Here is an 18,395-nt window from a genome sequence, read left to right on the forward strand (position 1 = left end):
ACCCAGCTAAAGGAATAGATGAAGCTACTAAGAAAGCAATCGAAGAAAACGTTAAAGAAGTTAACCCAGGTTCAACAGTAGTAGTAGACGAAAACGGAAACGCTACAGTAACAACTCCAGCAACAGGTGGCAAACCAGCAAACACAGCGACAATTCCAGCTAAAGACTTAGTTAAGAATGAACCAACTCCTGTACCAAGTAATGATGGTAACACTAACAATAGTGCTAACACCAACAGCGGTGCTAATACTGACAATAGTGGCAACACTAACAGCGGTACTAATACCGACGACAGTGCTAACACTAACAACGGCGGTACTACCAACCCTGCTCCTAATAATAGCGACAGTATGACACCAGATAATAGTGGTAACACTCCAGTCCCTGGTGTGACGACAGACGATAGTAGCAACACCACCCCTGCTACTCCATCATCTACTGTTGGACAGGCTCAAGCAAGCACTCCAGCTCAAGAAACTCCAGTTTCTACTTTGACTCCAAACAATTCAGGCAATACAGGTAATACAGTGACTCCTAGTGAGACTCGTCCTGTTGACAAGTCTGAGCTTGCTCGATTGGTTGAAGAACTGGAAACTCGTTTGAAAGACTTGGATGGTATAGATAGTACAACGCTTGAGTCAGCTAAAGCTCTTCTTACAGAGATTAAACAAGCTCTTAATGACGAAAGTTTGACAGGGTTCGATTTGCGTGATATTGTTAGAAGAATGAGAGAGGTAATAGACTCCTTGAAAGGTGTGAAAGGAGACCAGCAAAATCAAGAAAAAGATCAGATGAAATACGATAGTCAGACAACTACTGAATTTTCATATGTAGTAATGCTTGGCAGTCTAATTGCCCTCCTTGGTCTCCTTCTCTTCCTCATCGCTCGTCGTAAGAAAGAGTCAGAACTCAAGAAATTAGTCAAGGAACTAAGCAAGCTTGAAGCAGAATCGGATTCTACAAGTGTAGATGCGAAAGTTCTCGACCAAGCACGAGAAGCACTCGCTCAAGCAGTTGCCTTCCTAGCCAATGAGAAAGAGTCTGACCACACAGAAGATGAGTTGATTGAGAAACTCAAAGCTATTCTTGCTCAGCTAAGATAAGCAAAGTTTAGACGAGTCGTAAACTAGCTAGAATAGTGATTGAAAGAATGTTGGAAAAACTCAATTTGAGGTGAACATTCAGAAAATCTTTCTCTGATAAAACGCATAATATCAAGCTTTTTAAGGCAAGGTATTATGCGTTTTTATCATTTTGAAACTTTTTCTTCCGTAACGTAACCGTCCAATAACGAAGTCTATTGAAAAATCTCCAGACTAGGGAACTCACGGATAGTTCCTAATCTGGAGATTTCTTATTTGCACTTTTCTTGTACAACTTTATTCCATGGTAAATAAGCCTCTAAAACCTCTTTGTTTACGAGAGTTTCCTCGTTTGGAAGACATTCTAGAAGATAGGATAGATATTTTTCACTATTTAGTTGATGACGTTTAGCTGTTTCCAACAAACTCATAATAATAGCTCTTGCTTTAGCTCCTTCAAAACTTTGAGAAAACAACCACCCTCGCTTTTTTAAACTGAGCTCAGGCTAAAAGAGTCCACTGGACTCTTTTACTCCGTCCCATAACCAATGATTTAATGGCGCGTTCAGCTAGATTATTGGAAAGGACCAGATGTCCGTCTTTCAAAATGGCCTTAAAGGTTTCTTCATACTTGAGACTGTATTCAATTGCCCTTCCTAGTTTTGAACCAGGTAAAACTGACTGACGCCGACACCAAGCAAAGAAGTCTTCCATTAGGGGTTGGAGCTCTTCTTGACGTTTCTGTAGTCGTTCATCAGCTGGCAAAACCTCCCAGTCTCTTTCCAAGGCAAATAACTGGTCACAATAAGCTAAACCTTTAGCTCCTAAGGATGACTTATCTGCTTGCTTGGGGGTGGATTCAAAAAACTTCCTTCTCACATGCGCCCAACATCCAACAAGTTCAGCTTCTTCCAGTTGACGATAAGCTTCTAGCGGTTCGCAGTTTACCAAGCTTAGCGTCGCCTTGCTCCTAAACCTTGGACTGCTATCCCATAGGCAGAACTAGAGGACTAAAGTCCTAAGTTACTGCCGTAACATGTCACAATGCACATATCCAGAATAATCTCCTAGGAATTCTTGTACTACTGAACCACTTCGACGCTGATCATGGTGGTACAGCGTGATTCCTTGCTTCTCAGCTTTCCCAGACAAAAAAGTCCAATAGTAGGTCAGATGGCTATCACTCTCTAGCACCCTATAAGAAGTTTCATCCGCATGAAGTAAGGGCTGAGTCAATAGTCTCTCTCGCAAGAGGTTATAGAGGGGCTCCAAATAGTATTGACTCGCCTTGATATGCCAATTAGAGATTTCCTTACGTGTGATTGGTAAACCCATCTTAGCCCAATCTTCTTCTTGGCGATAATTGGGGACCTTCAGATTAAACTTCTGATGGATGGTGTGAGCGATAATAGAAGCTGAGCCAAGGCTATGCGCCAAAGGGGCTTTAGGGATAGGAGCTTTCACAATTTTATCACTCGGATTTTTCTCACTGCATGCTTGGCACTTATAAGCGTGTTGGGTATGATCTATTCGTTTTAATTGCGCAGGAATAAAGACTAATTCTTGTCCTTGAAAACTCGCTCCAATCTCTTTTAGCTCTCCCTGACAGTCAGGGCAAATGCAGTCCTCTAAGCGATGATGAACTTCTTCTGAATCAAATTGGGCAAGAAGAGCTTGACGTTTCCCTTTAGCTTTCTTACGTTTATAGGTGATTTCTTCTCTTTCAACTGGGAACCTCTCCATCTTCATCAGATGAAGCTTCCTCCTCAAAAAGGCTGACTTGTCCAGATGGACAAACACTTTTCTCAGAGGATTTTCCATAGAGCTTTTGCGTTAGATAAGCCACTTGTTCACGCAGAAGGGTAAGTTCATTGGTGAGACTATCAATTGTAGCACTCTGTTGTTGAATGATTTTTAATAAGTCTTTCATCATCTTCCCTCTCTGTTTTCTAACTTTATTATACTAAAAAGAAAGTCCTCATTTCAATAGAAATCACGACTTTCTGATGAATTTATTTTTGGAGTGATAGAAAAGCCCTTCATCAGCCAGTCTACTTGTTCAGGTGTGAGAGCTTTGACATCCTTTTCTGTACTTGGCCAAGTCAACTTACCGTTCTCAAAGCGTTTATATAGTAGCCAAAATCCTTAACCATCCCAGTAAAGAGCTTTAAAGCGGTCTTTACGTCTACCACAAAAGAGAAAGACTTGACCTGAGAAAGGATCCAATTCAAAGTGGGTTTTAATGAGATAAGCCAGTGAATCAATGCCTTGTCTCATATCCGGTTTCCCACATACGAGATAGACCTGCCCTAGGCTAGATAGATGAATTGTCATAGAGCAACACCTTATCCAAAAGCTCTTCTATCATTTCGAGATTGAGAGATTGAAAAAAACTTACTTCAAGCTTGCCAATACGAATTTTAAGCAGAATATCATTTCTCTTTTTAGAATCAAAACGACGAGATTGTGGAATCTCTACAGGAACAATAGGTTGTGGCATTAAAATATCCTCCAATAGTTTTACTTTACGAATAGTATACAGGAGGTCTTCCATGAATGATAGATACCTTGTTATGACGCGCTTACTTTTGTATTTCAGGAAGTGAACGGCTGACTTGGTAACCAGCTGAGGGTAAAGGTTAACTGCTCAGCTTTTAGGAGATCTTGGTGTTGAATAGTTGATACTAGTTTTTTGTCCAGTCGGCATTCTTTGACAAAGTTGAAGTGGCTGTGGTTTTGCTCCGTATGAATATCTAGCCATTTATTTTCTTTAGCAAGGTAGATACGGAGATGGTCAAAGAGAGGGATTCCGAGATCATAGATTGATTTTCCTGGACAGGTCGGATAAAATCCGAGAGCTGACCAGATGTACCAAGCAGAGAGACTACCATTGTCTTCATCGCCAGGATAGGCTTGCCAGCTTGGATGAAAGGCTTTCTGACGGAGTGTCTTGATAAGAAGGGCAGTATAGTCAGGGTAGTTACTGTAGCGGAAGAGATAAGGAATGTGGAAGCTAGGCTGGTTGGAAATAGCTATTTGTCCAAAAGGAGCAGTAGCCATTTCGCTCATTTCGTGAATCTCGTAACCATAGCCTGTTGTCTCAAAGAGGGGAGCATCTTGACAGGCTTTCAAAAGATAGTTGCTGAAGGCTTCTTTTCCACCCATAAGTTGGATTAAGTCTGGGATGTCGTGGAGGACGCCTAAAGTCGCTTGAATGGCAGAGCATTCGGCATAATCACGTCCCCAACTATAAGGAGAGAAGTCAGGGCGGAAGTTGCCTTGCTTGTCTCGCGCTCGCATGTAACCTGTCTCAGCATCAAATAGATGGCGGTAATTTTGTGAAGCAGTCCTATAGGTTTCCGCGATGTCATTCTGACCAAGTTTTTTGGCACAGCTGGCGATACAAAAGTCACTATAGGCATAGTCTAGGGTATGACTGACACTTTCGTGGTTGTCGGTAGAGAGGTAGCCTAGTTCTTGGTATTGGGCTAGTCCGTGGCGACCATTGATGCCGAGAGGGTCGAACTTGCTGGCTGTTTCAAGCATGGCTTGGAGGAGTTCTTCTTCCAAGTTGGGAGCCATGTCCTTGCAGGCGCTATCTGCGATAATGCCGTCTAAAAGAGTACCCGGCATCATGCCACGTTCATCTGGAGCCAACCACTTTGGAAGGTAACCAGTATCGCGGTAGCTATTGAGAAATCCTTCTAAAAAGCGACGATAGTGTTCCGGTATGATAAGGGCAAAGAGGGGGAAGGTGGTGCGGAAGGTATCCCAGAAACCATTGTTGCTGAAGAGAACCCCGGGCTTGACAGTACCAGTAGCCAGATCCATGTGGATGGCTTGCCTTGACTCATCAACCTCATAAAAAGTCTGTGGGAAGAGGAAGAGTCTGTAGAGGCAGTGGTCAAAGAAGGTTCGGTCAGCCTCTCCTGTCTCTATAACGTCAAAACGATGGAGGAGATTTTCCCAGTCCGCTTGGGCATTTGTTTTACAGTTATCAAAATCGTCTGGAGGTAGATTAAGAACAGCTTGAGAGTGAGAGATGAAAGAAGTGGCTAGCTGAATTTCAGCATGACTACTTGCTAAGTCAATTCGCCAGTCCCCACCTTCTTGGCTGATAGCAAGAACATCCGTATTCATTTGCAGGGCAGTGAACATCGTTAGTGGATTTTTGTTGGTTTCAGTTTTTCCTTCTTGTCGTAGGGCAAGATTCCTCTTATCTACTTGCTCCACGGTCAGTTCATCTGCTGCGTGAAGATAGAGGGAGAGGGCTTTGCCTTGCTTTTGCTCCAAACGAATAGAAGCACCGTAGCAAGTCGGTGTGAGCTGGGTTTCAATCTGATAGCGCAGGGAGAAAATTTTCAGATAATGAGGTTGGAAAGAGGCCTTATCCATATCATAGGAAGACTGACGATGGAAGAGGCTGTCTCCACCTAGCTGGCCTGTGACAGGAGTCAGGAGGAGCCAAGAGTAGTCCCCAATCCAAGGACTGGGCTGGTGGGTTAGTCGAATCCCCTGAAAGATAGGCAGATGCGGATCGAAAAACCAAGAGCCCTCCTGGTCACTGGTCTGGGGTACAAAGTAATTCATCCCAAAAGGCACGCCTGTGTATGGCAGGGTATTTCCCCGAGAAAAGGCATGCTTGCTGGCAGTTCCAAATCGGGTATTGATGCTTTCAAGTAGTGGTTTCATAGTCTTTCCTTTAGCTGTTTTTCTACATTATATCAGAAAAAGATAGCCTTTAGAAAAGGAGTTTCAAAGATAACTATTTTGTAGAAAAATGACTATCATTTGTGTATGTATTTTCTGTCTCAAAAGCTATATACTGAAAATGAAACTTGTTTGAAAGAGGATACTGCACGATGATTTATTCAAAAGAAATTGTTAGAGAATGGCTAGGTGAAGTAGCAGAACGTGCTAAGGACCATCCAGAGTGGGTGGATGTTTTCGAGCGTTGCTACACCGACACCTTGGACAATACAGTTGAAATCCTAGAAGATGGTTCAACCTTTGTGCTCACAGGAGATATTCCTGCTATGTGGCTTCGGGATTCGACAGCTCAACTCAGACCCTACCTGCATGTGGCTAAAAGAGATTCGCTCCTGCGTCAGACCATTGCAGGTTTGGTCAAACGTCAGATGACCTTGGTACTCAAGGATCCTTATGCCAATTCCTTCAACATTGAGGAAAACTGGAAGGGGCACCATGAGACTGACCACACAGACCTTAATGGCTGGATTTGGGAACGCAAGTATGAGGTGGACTCGCTTTGCTATCCTTTGCAGTTGGCTTATCTCCTCTGGAAAGAGACTGGCGAGACTAGTCAGTTTGATGAGACTTTTGTCGCAGCGACTAAGGAAATTCTCCATCTTTGGACGGTGGAACAAGACCACAAGAACTCTCCTTATCGTTTTGTCCGAGATACGGACCGCAAGGAAGACACCTTGGTAAATGATGGCTTTGGACCTGATTTTGCAGTGACAGGCATGACCTGGTCAGCCTTTCGTCCGAGTGATGATTGCTGTCAGTATAGTTACTTGATTCCGTCAAATATGTTTGCTGTAGTAGTCTTGGGTTATGTGCAAGAAATCTTTGCAGCATTAAACCTAGCTGATAGCCAGAGTGTTATCACTGATGCTAAGCGCCTCCAGTCTGAAATCCAAGAAGGTATCGAAAACTATGCTTACACCACCAACAGCAAGGGCGAAAAGATTTATGCCTTTGAAGTGGATGGTCTAGGAAATGCTAGCATCATGGATGATCCAAACGTACCAAGTCTGCTGGCTGCACCTTATCTGGGCTACTGCGATGTCAACGATAAAGTGTATCAAGCAACTCGTCGTACCATTCTGAGCCCTGAAAATCCCTACTTCTACCAAGGAGAATACGCTAGTGGTCTCGGAAGTTCTCATACCTTCTATCGCTATATCTGGCCAATCGCCCTTTCTATCCAAGGCTTGACAACAAGAGATAAGGCAGAGAAAAAATTCTTGCTGGATCAGCTGGTTGCTTGCGATGGTGGTACAGGTGTTATGCACGAAAGCTTCCACGTGGATGACCCAACTCTCTACTCTCGTGAATGGTTCTCTTGGGCCAACATGATGTTCTGTGAGTTGGTCTTGGATTACTTGGATATTCGCTAAGGAGCGCGCTTTCGCTCAACCGATTCTTGTCAGAATCACAAATTTACATTTAAAACGTTAACAATAAAAATTTAAATTTAGAATGAGGTTTTACTTCATGGAAAATGTTGTCGTACATATTATCTCACATAGTCACTGGGACCGTGAGTGGTACTTGCCTTTTGAAAGCCACCGTATGCAGTTGGTGGAATTGTTTGACAATCTCTTTGATCTCTTTGAAAATGACCCTGAGTTCAAGAGTTTCCACTTGGATGGACAAACTATTGTCCTTGATGATTACTTGGAGATTCGCCCTGAAAATCGCGACAAAGTCCAACGATACATCGACGAAGGAAAATTGAAAATTGGTCCCTTTTACATCTTGCAAGATGACTACTTGATTTCAAGTGAAGCCAATGTCCGCAATACTCTTATTGGTCAGCAAGAAGCTGCCAAATGGGGCAAATCAACCCAGATTGGTTACTTCCCAGATACCTTTGGAAATATGGGACAAGCGCCTCAAATCCTTCAAAAATCAGGCATTCACGTGGCAGCTTTTGGTCGTGGTGTGAAGCCGATTGGATTTGACAACCAAGTCCTCGAAGATGAGCAGTTTACTTCTCAGTTTTCAGAAATGTACTGGCAGGGTGCGGACGGAAGTCGTGTCCTCGGGATTCTCTTTGCCAACTGGTACAGTAACGGGAATGAAATTCCAGTTGATAAAGACGAGGCCTTGACCTTCTGGAAACAAAAACTGGCAGACGTGCGTGCCTACGCTTCGACCAACCAATGGTTGATGATGAACGGATGTGACCATCAGCCTGTACAGCGAAATCTGAGTGAAGCCATTCGTGTAGCAAATGAACTTTTCCCAGATGTAACCTTTGTTCACAGTTCTTTTGATGAATATGTTCAAGCCGTGGAAGGTGCGCTTCCTGAACACTTATCAACGGTTACAGGCGAGTTGACCAGTCAGGAAACAGACGGCTGGTACACACTTGCCAACACTTCTTCATCCCGTATTTACCTCAAACAAGCCTTCCAAGAAAACAGTAATTTGCTGGAGCAAGTTGTAGAACCCTTGACGATTATCACTGGGGGTCACAACCACAAGGACCAGTTGACCTATGCTTGGAAAACTCTTTTGCAAAATGCGCCGCATGATAGTATCTGTGGCTGTAGCGTGGACGAAGTTCACCGAGAGATGGAAGCTCGTTTTGCTAAGGTAAATCAAGTCGGAAACTTTGTTAAGACCAATCTTCTTAACGAGTGGAAGGGTAAAATGGCTACAGCTAAGGCTCAAAGTGACTATCTCTTTACGGTTATTAACACAGGCTTGCATGATAAGGTCGATACTGTCAGCACAGTGATTGATGTTGCGACTTGTGATTTTAAGGAATTGCACCCAACAGAAGGTTACAAGAAGATGGCTGCCTTAACCTTGCCAAGTTATCGTGTGGAGGACTTGGATGGGCGTCCTGTAGAGGCTAAAATCGAAGACCTTGGGGCTAATTTTGAGTACGATTTACCAAAAGACAAGTTCCGCCAAGCTCGTATTGCTCGACAAGTGCGCGTGACCATTCCAGTTCACCTAGCGCCGCTTTCTTGGACAACCTTCCAATTGCTGGAAGGAGAGCAAGAACACCGTGAGGGTATTTACCAAAACGGAGTGATTGATACACCATTCGTAACGGTGAGTGTGGATGACAATATCACAGTTTATGACAAGACAACTCACGAAGCCTACGAAGATTTTATCCGCTTCGAAGACCGTGGTGACATCGGAAACGAGTATATCTATTTCCAACCAAAAGGAACAGAGCCAATCTATGCAGAGCTTAAGGGCTACGAGGTCTTGGAAAACACAGCTCGCTACGCTAAGATTTTGCTCAAATATGAATTGACCGTTCCTGTCAGTGCAGATGAAAAGCTAGAAGAAGAGCAAAAAGGCATCATCGAGTTTATGAAGCGTGAAGCTGGACGTTCAGAAGAATTGACAAGCATTCCTCTTGAAACTGAGATGACTGTCTTCGTTGATAATCCACAAATCCGTTGCAAGACTCGCTTTACTAACACTGCCAAAGACCACCGTATCCGTCTCTTGGTCAAGACACATAACACGCGTCCAAGCAATGATTCTGAAAGCATCTATGAGGTGGTGACACGACCAAACAAACCAGCAGCTTCATGGGAAAATCCTGAAAATCCTCAACACCAACAAGCCTTTGTCAGTCTGTATGACGATGAAAAAGGTGTGACTGTATCTAACAAGGGATTGAATGAATACGAAATCCTTGGAGACGACACCATTGCAGTGACCATTCTGCGTGCGTCAGGTGAGCTAGGTGACTGGGGTTACTTCCCAACACCAGAAGCACAATGCTTGCGTGAGTTTGAAGTCGAGTTTGCGCTTGAATGCCACCAAGCCCAAGAACGCTTCTCAGCCTATCGTCGTGCTAAAGCCTTGCAGACACCGTTTACCAGCCTTCAGCTTACTAGACAGGAAGGAAGCGTGGCTGCGACTGGTAGCCTCTTGAGCCATTCTGTTCTCAGCATACCGCAAGTTTGTCCAACAGCCTTTAAAGTGGCGGAAAATGAAGAAGGCTATGTCCTCCGTTACTACAATATGTGTAGTGAAAATGTACGTGTACCGGAAAGTCAACATCTCTTCCTTGACCTACTTGAACGACCATACCCAGTTCATTCAGGACTATTGGCTCCACAAGAAATTCGTACAGAATTCATCAAAAAAGAAGAAATTTAATTTCAAAAAGTAAACATAAAAAGAAAGGAGGGGCGAAAAGGTAAGAACTAACTACTGATTCGCCCCTTTTTATGGTAAAAACAATGACTATTGCAACGATTGATATCGGAGGGACTGGGATTAAGTTTGCCAGTCTGACTCCTGATGGGAAAATACTGAATAAGACAAGCATTCCAACGCCTGAAAGTTTGGAAGATTTACTAACTTGGCTAGACCAGCGCTTGTCAGAGCAGGATTATAGCGGGATTGCTATGAGCGTTCCAGGCGCGGTCAATCAAGAGACAGGTGTGATTGATGGCTTCAGTGCGGTGCCCTACATCCATGGCTTTTCTTGGTATGAGGCGCTTAGCTCTTATCAGATTCCTGTCCATCTGGAAAATGATGCCAACTGCGTTGGACTCAGTGAATTACTGGCTCATCCAGAACTTGAAAATGCAGCCTGTGTCGTGATTGGGACAGGGATTGGCGGAGCTATGATTATCAATGGCAGACTGCACCGAGGTCGCCACGGTCTGGGTGGAGAATTTGGCTATATGACAACCCTTGCCCCTGCTGAAAAGCTCAACAACTGGTCGCAACTAGCATCAACTGGAAATATGGTGCGATACGTGATTGAAAAATCTGGTCAGACTGACTGGGACGGCCGCAAGATTTACCAAGAAGCTAAAGAAGGTAATACCCTTTGTCAAGAAGCCATTGAGCGCATGAACCGTAATCTGGCGCAAGGTTTGCTTAATATCCAGTATCTGATCGACCCAGATGTCATTAGTCTGGGAGGCTCTATCAGTCAAAATCCAGATTTTATCCAAGGTGTCAAAAAAGCTGTAGATGACTTTGTTGAGACCTACGAAGAATACACGGTCGCACCCGTTATCCAAGCCTGCACCTATCATGCAGATGCCAATCTCTACGGTGCCCTTGTCAACTGGTTACAGGAGGAAAATCAATGGTAAGATTTACAGGAATTAGTTCCAAACAAACTCAAGCAATCGACTTGCTTCAAAAGCACATTTCTCTACCAGATGTGGAAGTAGCTGTCGCCCAATCTGACCAAGTCTCTATCTCTATCAAGGGTGAGGGTGGTCACTATCAATTGACCTACCGCAAACCCCACCAACTTTATCGTGCCTTGTCCTTGTTGGCAACAGCTCTAGCAGAAGCTGATAAAGTAGAGATTGAGGAGCAGGCAGCTTATGAAGATTTAGCCTACATGGCTGACTGTTCGCGAAATGCGGTGCTGAATGTGGCTTCTGCCAAGCAGATGATTGAGGTCTTGGCTCTCATGGGCTACTCAACCTTTGAACTCTACATGGAAGATACCTACCAGATTGAAGGGCAGCCTTACTTTGGCTATTTCCGTGGAGCTTATTCGGCTGAGGAGTTGCAGGAAATCGAAGCCTATGCCCAGCAGTTTGACATGACCTTTGTGCCATGTATCCAGACCTTGGCTCACTTGTCAGCCTTCGTCAAATGGGGTGTCAAAGAAGTCCAGGAACTCCGTGATGTAGAGGACATTCTCCTAATTGGCGAAGAAAAGGTTTATAACCTGATTGATGGCATGTTTGCTACTCTATCTAAACTACAAACTCGCAAGGTCAATATCGGGATGGACGAAGCCCACTTGGTTGGCTTGGGACGCTACCTGATTCTAAACGGTGTGGTGGATCGTAGTCTTCTCATGTGCCAACACTTGGAGCGCGTGCTGGATATTGCTGATAAATATGGTTTCCACTGCCAGATGTGGAGCGATATGTTCTTTAAACTTATGTCAGCGGATGGCCAGTACGACCGTGATGTGGAAATTCCAGAAGACACTCGTGTCTACCTAAACCGTCTCAAAGACCGTGTGACCTTGGTTTACTGGGACTATTATCAGGATAGCGAGGAAAAATACAATCGCAACTTCCGCAATCATCATAAGATTAGTCATGACCTTGCCTTTGCAGGTGGTGCTTGGAAGTGGATTGGTTTCACACCCAACAACCATTTCAGCTGTCTAGTGGCTATCGAGGCCAATAAAGCCTGTCGTGCCAATGACATCAAAGAAGTCATCGTGACTGGTTGGGGGGACAATGGTGGTGAAACAGCCCAGTTTTCTATTCTCCCAAGCCTGCAAATCTGGGCAGAACTCAGCTACCGCAATGACCTAGACCGACTGTCTGCTCATTTCCAGACCAATACAGGTCTATCGGTTGAAGATTTTATGCAGATTGACCTTGCTAACCTCTTGCCAGATTTGCCGGACAATCTCAGTGGCATCAATCCTAACCGCTATGTCTTTTATCAGGATGTTCTCTGTCCAATTCTTGACCAGCATATGACACCTGAACAGGATAAGCCACACTTCGCTCAGGCTGCTGAGACGCTTGCTGACATTAAAGAAAAAGCAGGGAACTATGCCTACCTTTTTGAAACTCAGGCCCAGTTGAACCAGATTTTAAGTAGCAAAGTGGATGTGGGACGACGCATTCGTCAGGCCTATCAAGCGGATGATAAAGAAAGTCTGCAAGAAATCGCCAGACAAGAATTACCAGAACTCAGAAGCGCGATCGAACACTTCCATGCCCTCTTTAGCCACCAATGGCTGAAAGAAAACAAGGTCTTTGGTTTGGATACAGTTGACATCCGTATGGGCGGACTCTTGCAACGCATCAAACGAGCAGAAAGCCGTATCAAGGCTTATCTGGCTGGTCAGCTTGACCTCATCGATGAGCTGGAAGTGGAAATTCTGCCATTTAACGACTTCTACGCAGACAAGGACTTCGCAGCCACAACAGCCAACCAGTGGCATACCATTGCGACAGCTTCGACGATTTATACAACTTAAAAACAAGAACACCTTGCTTGGAGCAGGGTGTTTCGCGTGAAACAGAAGAATTATCTAGTTTCAAATGCCACAGTTAGACAAACTTATGATAAAATAGCAGAAAGGGAATGTTTCCTAAGAGCAATTCTATCGATTAGCAATTGGAGGTATTGTGGTACACTTAAAATTAGTAAAACAAGTGTTTTTTTGTGATGGTTTCAGATAAGAGAACTTTTTTAAGTTTGTTGAGGGTGTAGCTAATACGTATCAAGTCTGGTAGATTGAGAAAACTTGACAAAAAATTAGATAGTGCTAGAATAACATTAACGAAAGACATTTGAGGGCAGAAAGGTTCCTGCCACACCTTGCAAAAAGGTATCTGAGATGCTGGGTACACCGACCAGCCAAGGGTCCGTTATTTCAAAGGAGGGGCTTAAATGCTCCTTTTTTATTTAAAAATTTCAAAATAGATTACACTCACCGCAGGCTTAGGCTTGCGTTTTTTATTTGACAAAATTAAAAAAATGTGTAAGAATAAGTAGAATTGAAAATAGGAAAACTCACCTCCTTTCGATTCGTCTAGCCTTTTCGTGAGGCAATGAGGGGGCGGAGAGACGCGCTCGTCAACAGAAGTATCTCATTGGAAATGTTGCTCACTTTTTAGTGAGCTTTTTATCTAGGGAATAGAAATGAAAAGCAAAAAGTTAAAATTAGGTCAAATTGATTTAAAAATGTGCAAGGATTACGACCTTATTCAAGCGATGGACTATGACTTTAAGACGAAGGAAGTAATGAATAAAGGAAGGGGATTTGCGGTAACTGTTGTCAAAATACAGGGGCTAACTTTCTTGATTCCATTTAGAAGTTACATTCCTAAAAAGTATCAATTGAAGTATAAGCTTAGAAATTCAGCAAAAGAAGGATATGTTGAAGGATTAGATATTGGTAAAACATTGATTTTAGAAGATAAAAGTTATTTACTAAATACCACTTTTCGCCTTCGGAAAGTCGAAGATTATTATAAAGTAATGGATAATGATAAAGCTATAATCAATAAGTTAGTGAAAGCTATTATAGACTATAACCGTGCTCTAGAAATGAACGATAGAAACAAACTTGAAGATCCTAGACGCTTTAAATTCTCAACATTTCAGAATTATTCTACTAGATTAAAAGTAATTACAGAAAAAGACTATTTAGAATAGATGATGTTTCCGCAGGCTTAGGCTTGTGTTTTTTTTATAGTAGATTGAAATAAGATTTGAACAAATTGATTAGAAAAGTCAAATTAATTTCTAGAAATGTTTTAGTAGTCGCAGTGTACTGTTCTAGTTCCAATCCACTCTATTCTTCAAAAAAGCGTTTTCTTGAAGAATAGAAAAAGCCCGATTTTATGGGGTTTTAATTCTGATAAAATCAGATAATTTCGGCATGATAAGGTGAGGTAGTTATTGTCTTAATGCTCAGTTACGTTCTGGAAATCGCTAGAATTTTTTCAAAAAATCCCGTAATAGTTGAATTATCTAAGCTTTAACAGTATAATTAAGCTAGTAGCTTCATCAGGAGGTTCTATGCTACAATATAGTGGGTGGCACGGCACCACCAATAAAATAAAAGAAAAGATTCTATCTGCTGGGTTTTCTTATGAGAAATATAAACCTGGTATTCATAAACAGAGACATCCGAACGACTTGGGTAATGGTATTTACTTTTTTCTACCTTTTAACAAAGATACTGGTAAAACGATTGCTTCTGCTTATGTCGCAAAGTATAAGTCATTTGAACTAAGCAAACCTGGGGTTAGGCCTGAGTTAATTCATGCTAAAATCACCCTAAAATCTATAGATAAGATTTTTATTTTAGATAACCCAAAAAACCAAAGGTTATTAGAGGAATATCGACAAGCGGCATCTATTCAAATTGAACGTGAGATTGCAGGTATTTCAGGTAGCGGAGCCAAAAATAGAGCTACTCTTCTTAACCAAAATCAAGGATTAATTATTGAACTGTTGCTTGATTTAGCGTCTCAGCATGGGAAGAATTATGAAGCAGTGCAGTCCAAAACATATACTGCTATTCCATCTTTACCAGTAATTGACGGAAAGAATGGAGAAGAAATCTGTATCCGTGATTTAAATTGTATTACAAACATTTTATAAATAAGGAGGCTTTTATGAGTTTATTGTCAAACTTTTTAGGAACTGAAGAATTTTCTTTGATGGATTCTCCAATGTTCCAAGAATTAGTTGAAAATATTAAGGCCAACAAAATTTATTCAGTAAACAATGAATTTGCTTATGATTTGAATATATCAGGAAGTCTTAAAAAATATAAAGATGAAATCCATTTTACTCCTCAATTAAATAATCAAAAAGAGTTTGATGATTTGAATTCTGTAACTAAAGTAAATGCAATGCCTGAATATAATATAAAAAACAAGAAGTCATGTTTTTCATATTTACCAATAGATTCTGAAAACTTAATTACAACAAAAGAAAATAGTGAGGTGGCAGCTTAATGTCCTCTTTACAATTTAAAGATTATTTTTTAAATGAAGTATCATACCGAAGAAATCCTAGTTTTGACCAAACAAATAGTACTATTAATTTACATCCTGAATTGTCTGCACAGATTTTAATAAGAAAATCTGAAAACCTTGCTTATGTTAACTTGATAACAAAGCAAGGAAATATAGATTCAGATGATTCTGCTTTTGAGCTTATTGTAGATATTGTTGGAGAATTTTCATTTATATATGACGAGACAGAATTTGATATTGATTTTGAAACTTTTCTTAAAGAGAATGGTTTAGCAATTCTTTGGTCCTATATTCGGCCTATCGTATCTGATATGATTACTCGGGGTAATGAGTTCCCCAATTTCATATTGCCTGTCGTTAACATTAAAAAAATGCTTGAAGACAAAGATTCTATCAAGTTAACATACGAATAAAAACAGTGTATGTATTTTTCAAAGCTCCAATGAAATACTTTCACATTTAAAAGGTATTCGGAGAACTATAAATCAAAATTGTGATAAAAATAAATAGGATCAAAGAGTTTTGTATGATAGTAGTTGCAATTTAAACTCTACCTTCTTCAAGACTCAGCTATCAATAAAAATCACCAGAAGGGCAGTATTTTAACGGCTCTTCTGGTGGTTTTTGAATTGTTTGGTTAGTGTGAGATATGAATAGTTGGGGGGTTAATACTCTTCGAAAATCTCTTCAAACCACGTCAGCTTCCATCTGCAACCTCAAAACAGTGTTTTGAGTAACCTGCGGCTAGCTTCCTAGTTTGCTCTTTGATTTTCATTGAGTATAAAAACAAGAACACCTTGCTTGGCGCAGGGTGTTTCGCGTGAAACAGAAGAATTGGATAAGATGCATGAGACCAAGCTTAGTTCATAACATTTGATTTATAAAATAAAAAAGAGTATAATAAATTATGCCAGTCTAAAATATGCATAAATATTTTAGGGGGGGCTTTTTATTTGTCCTTCCATTATATATTAACCGATAATTATCGGAAAAGGAGCAAAATAATATATGTTTTATAAAGGTAATGAAGATAGAGAAAAACGCCTGCGGTTTTCGATTCGTAAGGTTAGTTTTGGTGCTGCTAGTGTTGCAGTAGCAGCCTTGTTCATGTTTCCAGGAAATGGGACAGTGTCTGCCACAGAGCAAGGTGTAACCCCAACTAATGAGGAAACACAAGGCTCACCTCTGAAAGACCCAGATGTCCAGAATGGAACCTATGGGGCGACTCCAGTAGTTGGTCAGATGGGTGAAAATTCTGCTACTAGCGAGGCTACTGATCCAAAAAATCAAGAAGAGCCAAGTACTCCAACACCTACTGACGCAAGCGACTCATCAGTAGCGTCGCCTAGTGCTTCAGCAACAGAAGGAAAGTCAGCAGAGAAAAATACTGAGGTGCCATCTACAGAAGCAAATAGCGTAGAAAACAAAGACCAAACAAGAGCAACAGTTGAAGAGGAATCTACTAGACCAGTAGAAACAACCAAGCCCGCGGCAACAACAGAAAGCAAGAAACCAAAATCACGTAAAAAACGTGATATAAGTGCCACTCCAGATGCAGATGCTGCAACGGATGACCCATCAGCAAATCAGACTTACAAAGCACCAAGTGCCGATGCGAGTGTAGAGGAGTTGGTTAAAGCTTTAAAGAATTTACCAGATAAAATAGAAAATAATGAAAAAATTCAAAATATGAACGAAATTGGTGCTTCTACAGGCATTGCTGTCGGAGAGGTGAAGGAAATTCATGATTTTGGTGGTTGGACAGCTGTTGATGCTAACGGTGAAGCAGGAAAGTTTGCGATTGCTAGAAAAACGGCTGAAGGTGTTTTTCCAATAGAGACGATAAATGTCCTTGGAAGTAATGTTGTATGGACAATTGAGCAATCTTTTGATAGAACTAATGATTATATGTTGTTTTTATCAAAAGTTAGAACAAAAGCAAATCGTAGTGAAGAATCTGTTGACGGTAAACCTTATATCTCAAGTGGTGAAGGAGGTCCTAGAGGATCTAAAGTAGCCAAAGGTACTAAAGGATTTAGAGGGATAGAGAAAGTTTTTAAAGCCTATTCTTCTAAGGACGGATCGAAAGTACAAGTAGCTTTTAAAACTGGATATACCGGAGATATTGACGGCACTAAGGCACAGTATAAGGTTGAAGTTTTCACTAATGAGGACGGCTTTAAAACTCCTATTTATTCAACTAGCTTTTCACCTCAAACTCCTGCCAAAGATTCAGATAAAACTGTTATTGCAGCTAAAGATGGAACGACAAGGACCCAACAAATCAACATAGGAAGTAGAACTAAGCAGGAAGCTGAAAGGCTCCTGTCTCAAGCAGCTAATATGCCTAATGGAACCGGTGGAAGTTTTACAAGTAGAGAGATTGATTTACCTACAGGTGTAACATCTTATAAGGTGAGGATTAGTTCTGGAAATGACTTGGAATTGGGAATGAGTTATCAATCTAGATTTTTACAGTATGCTTTACCAGTTACGGGATTAAACTTTAATATTACTCAGGATACTAAACACATAGCGAAGTCATTATTGCAACAGGCTTATGATAGACTGTTGGATCAACAAAATAGCGATGAGAATAGGAAAACCCCAGAAACTATTCGAAGTTATCAAGAAAAATTAGACAAAATAAAAGAGTTGTTGGACTCGGGAGATTTAAAAAGTAGAGCAGATTATCTTGAAGCTTTAGAGGGTGCTATTGAGACAAGAGATGACTTGAAAACTCAAGCACCAAGTGCACCAGTTCCAGCAGTAGTGGATACAGCTGACCATGTAGGTATTGAGATTCCAGCACCAGAACATGCGGATAAGGTTGTTGTGACCTTCGATAAAGCAGATGGTTCAGGCAAGGATACAGTTACTGTTAAGAAGAACGACCAAGGTAAATGGTCAGCCGACAAGACAGTGGCAGGTCTGACAGTAGACGCAGATACTGGTAAAGTGACAGTAGGTCATGAAGCAGTGAAAGCGCAAGGTACTGTAGAAGCACAAGCTCGTAGTGGCAACAGTGACTTGAGTGGAACAGGTACCGTCGGAATGCCAGCTATTGCGACAACACCAAGTG

The 18,395-nt window shown here is 41.7% G+C and carries 13 protein-coding genes and 2 pseudogenes; 10 read left to right on the forward strand and 5 right to left on the reverse strand.

Annotation, left to right across the window (positions count from 1 at the left end; all coding sequences use genetic code 11):
* On the forward strand, positions 1 to 1,103 hold a 1,103-nt coding region (locus OVN23_RS03070), incomplete at its 5' end, for a hypothetical protein (protein ID WP_267240442.1).
* A gap of 251 nt (positions 1,104 to 1,354) precedes the next feature.
* Here the strand turns inward: OVN23_RS03070 and OVN23_RS10400 are convergent.
* The 5 genes and pseudogenes from OVN23_RS10400 to OVN23_RS03095 form a co-directional block, all read right to left on the reverse strand.
* Positions 1,355 to 2,831 (reverse strand): annotated as a pseudogene (locus OVN23_RS10400) (IS66 family transposase).
* Positions 2,806 to 3,012 carry a transposase gene (locus OVN23_RS03080; RefSeq protein WP_101514840.1) on the reverse strand — a complete coding sequence of 69 codons (207 nt, stop codon included), beginning with the start codon at positions 3,010 to 3,012 and terminating at the stop codon, positions 2,806 to 2,808. The pseudogene OVN23_RS10400 and the gene OVN23_RS03080 overlap by 26 nt, the downstream one beginning before the upstream one ends.
* A gap of 53 nt (positions 3,013 to 3,065) precedes the next feature.
* Positions 3,066 to 3,416 (reverse strand): annotated as a pseudogene (tnpB, locus tag OVN23_RS03085) (IS66 family insertion sequence element accessory protein TnpB).
* On the reverse strand, positions 3,397 to 3,582 hold the full coding sequence (locus OVN23_RS03090) for a hypothetical protein (RefSeq protein WP_031223047.1): 186 nt from the start codon (positions 3,580 to 3,582) through the stop codon (positions 3,397 to 3,399). The pseudogene tnpB and the gene OVN23_RS03090 overlap by 20 nt, the downstream one beginning before the upstream one ends.
* Before the next feature lie 95 nt (positions 3,583 to 3,677).
* A complete protein-coding gene (locus OVN23_RS03095; RefSeq protein ID WP_267240443.1) occupies positions 3,678 to 5,774 on the reverse strand; it encodes a GH92 family glycosyl hydrolase in 2,097 nt (698 codons plus the stop codon).
* 170 nt (positions 5,775 to 5,944) lie between these two features.
* Here OVN23_RS03095 and OVN23_RS03100 point away from each other — a divergent pair, with 170 nt between their 5' ends.
* The 9 genes from OVN23_RS03100 to OVN23_RS03140 form a co-directional block, all read left to right on the forward strand.
* Positions 5,945 to 7,225, forward strand: a complete 1,281-nt coding sequence (locus OVN23_RS03100; protein ID WP_173218608.1) for a glycoside hydrolase family 125 protein — start codon at positions 5,945 to 5,947, stop codon at positions 7,223 to 7,225.
* A 97-nt stretch (positions 7,226 to 7,322) separates the two neighbouring features.
* Positions 7,323 to 9,968, forward strand: a complete 2,646-nt coding sequence (locus OVN23_RS03105) for an alpha-mannosidase (protein WP_267240444.1) — start codon at positions 7,323 to 7,325, stop codon at positions 9,966 to 9,968.
* An 83-nt stretch (positions 9,969 to 10,051) separates the two neighbouring features.
* Positions 10,052 to 10,921 (forward strand): ROK family protein, encoded by an 870-nt coding sequence (locus OVN23_RS03110; protein WP_173228912.1) that lies wholly within the window; start codon positions 10,052 to 10,054, stop codon positions 10,919 to 10,921.
* Complete coding sequence (locus tag OVN23_RS03115; RefSeq protein WP_267240445.1) at positions 10,915 to 12,795, forward strand: beta-N-acetylhexosaminidase; 1,881 nt, start codon at positions 10,915 to 10,917, stop codon at positions 12,793 to 12,795. The genes OVN23_RS03110 and OVN23_RS03115 overlap by 7 nt, the downstream gene beginning before the upstream one ends.
* A 668-nt stretch (positions 12,796 to 13,463) precedes the next feature.
* On the forward strand, positions 13,464 to 13,979 hold the full coding sequence (locus OVN23_RS03120; protein ID WP_267240446.1) for a hypothetical protein: 516 nt from the start codon (positions 13,464 to 13,466) through the stop codon (positions 13,977 to 13,979).
* A gap of 366 nt (positions 13,980 to 14,345) precedes the next feature.
* The gene (locus tag OVN23_RS03125; protein ID WP_172921800.1) at positions 14,346 to 14,933 is read left to right on the forward strand and encodes a hypothetical protein; all 588 of its coding nucleotides are present in this window, start codon (positions 14,346 to 14,348) and stop codon (positions 14,931 to 14,933) included.
* Between the two features lie 14 nt (positions 14,934 to 14,947).
* Positions 14,948 to 15,292, forward strand: a complete 345-nt coding sequence (locus tag OVN23_RS03130; RefSeq protein WP_050242788.1) for a hypothetical protein — start codon at positions 14,948 to 14,950, stop codon at positions 15,290 to 15,292.
* Positions 15,292 to 15,726: a protein-export chaperone SecB gene (locus tag OVN23_RS03135; protein WP_023937337.1), complete on the forward strand. Its 435-nt coding sequence runs from the start codon at positions 15,292 to 15,294 to the stop codon at positions 15,724 to 15,726. Before OVN23_RS03130 ends, OVN23_RS03135 begins: the two co-directional genes overlap by 1 nt.
* Positions 15,727 to 16,321: 595 nt before the next feature.
* On the forward strand, positions 16,322 to 18,395 hold a 2,074-nt coding region (locus tag OVN23_RS03140; protein ID WP_267240447.1), incomplete at its 3' end, for a YSIRK-type signal peptide-containing protein.

The organism is Streptococcus sp. Marseille-Q6488, from assembly GCF_946902925.1.
Taxonomy (GTDB): domain Bacteria; phylum Bacillota; class Bacilli; order Lactobacillales; family Streptococcaceae; genus Streptococcus.

Excerpts from the sequence above, each read along its gene's own strand:
- OVN23_RS03110 (WP_173228912.1), top strand. The coding sequence starts at position 10,052 with ATGACTATTGCAACGATTGATATCGGAGGGACTGGGATTAAGTTTGCC.
- OVN23_RS03115 (WP_267240445.1), top strand. The coding sequence starts at position 10,915 with ATGGTAAGATTTACAGGAATTAGTTCCAAACAAACTCAAGCAATCGAC.
- OVN23_RS03135 (WP_023937337.1), top strand. The coding sequence starts at position 15,292 with ATGTCCTCTTTACAATTTAAAGATTATTTTTTAAATGAAGTATCATAC.
- OVN23_RS03095 (WP_267240443.1), bottom strand. The coding sequence starts at position 5,774 with ATGAAACCACTACTTGAAAGCATCAATACCCGATTTGGAACTGCCAGC.
- OVN23_RS03080 (WP_101514840.1), bottom strand. The coding sequence starts at position 3,012 with ATGAAAGACTTATTAAAAATCATTCAACAACAGAGTGCTACAATTGAT.
- OVN23_RS03130 (WP_050242788.1), top strand. The coding sequence starts at position 14,948 with ATGAGTTTATTGTCAAACTTTTTAGGAACTGAAGAATTTTCTTTGATG.
- OVN23_RS03125 (WP_172921800.1), top strand. The coding sequence starts at position 14,346 with ATGCTACAATATAGTGGGTGGCACGGCACCACCAATAAAATAAAAGAA.
- OVN23_RS03090 (WP_031223047.1), bottom strand. The coding sequence starts at position 3,582 with ATGCCACAACCTATTGTTCCTGTAGAGATTCCACAATCTCGTCGTTTT.
- OVN23_RS03120 (WP_267240446.1), top strand. The coding sequence starts at position 13,464 with ATGAAAAGCAAAAAGTTAAAATTAGGTCAAATTGATTTAAAAATGTGC.
- OVN23_RS03105 (WP_267240444.1), top strand. The coding sequence starts at position 7,323 with ATGGAAAATGTTGTCGTACATATTATCTCACATAGTCACTGGGACCGT.
- OVN23_RS03100 (WP_173218608.1), top strand. The coding sequence starts at position 5,945 with ATGATTTATTCAAAAGAAATTGTTAGAGAATGGCTAGGTGAAGTAGCA.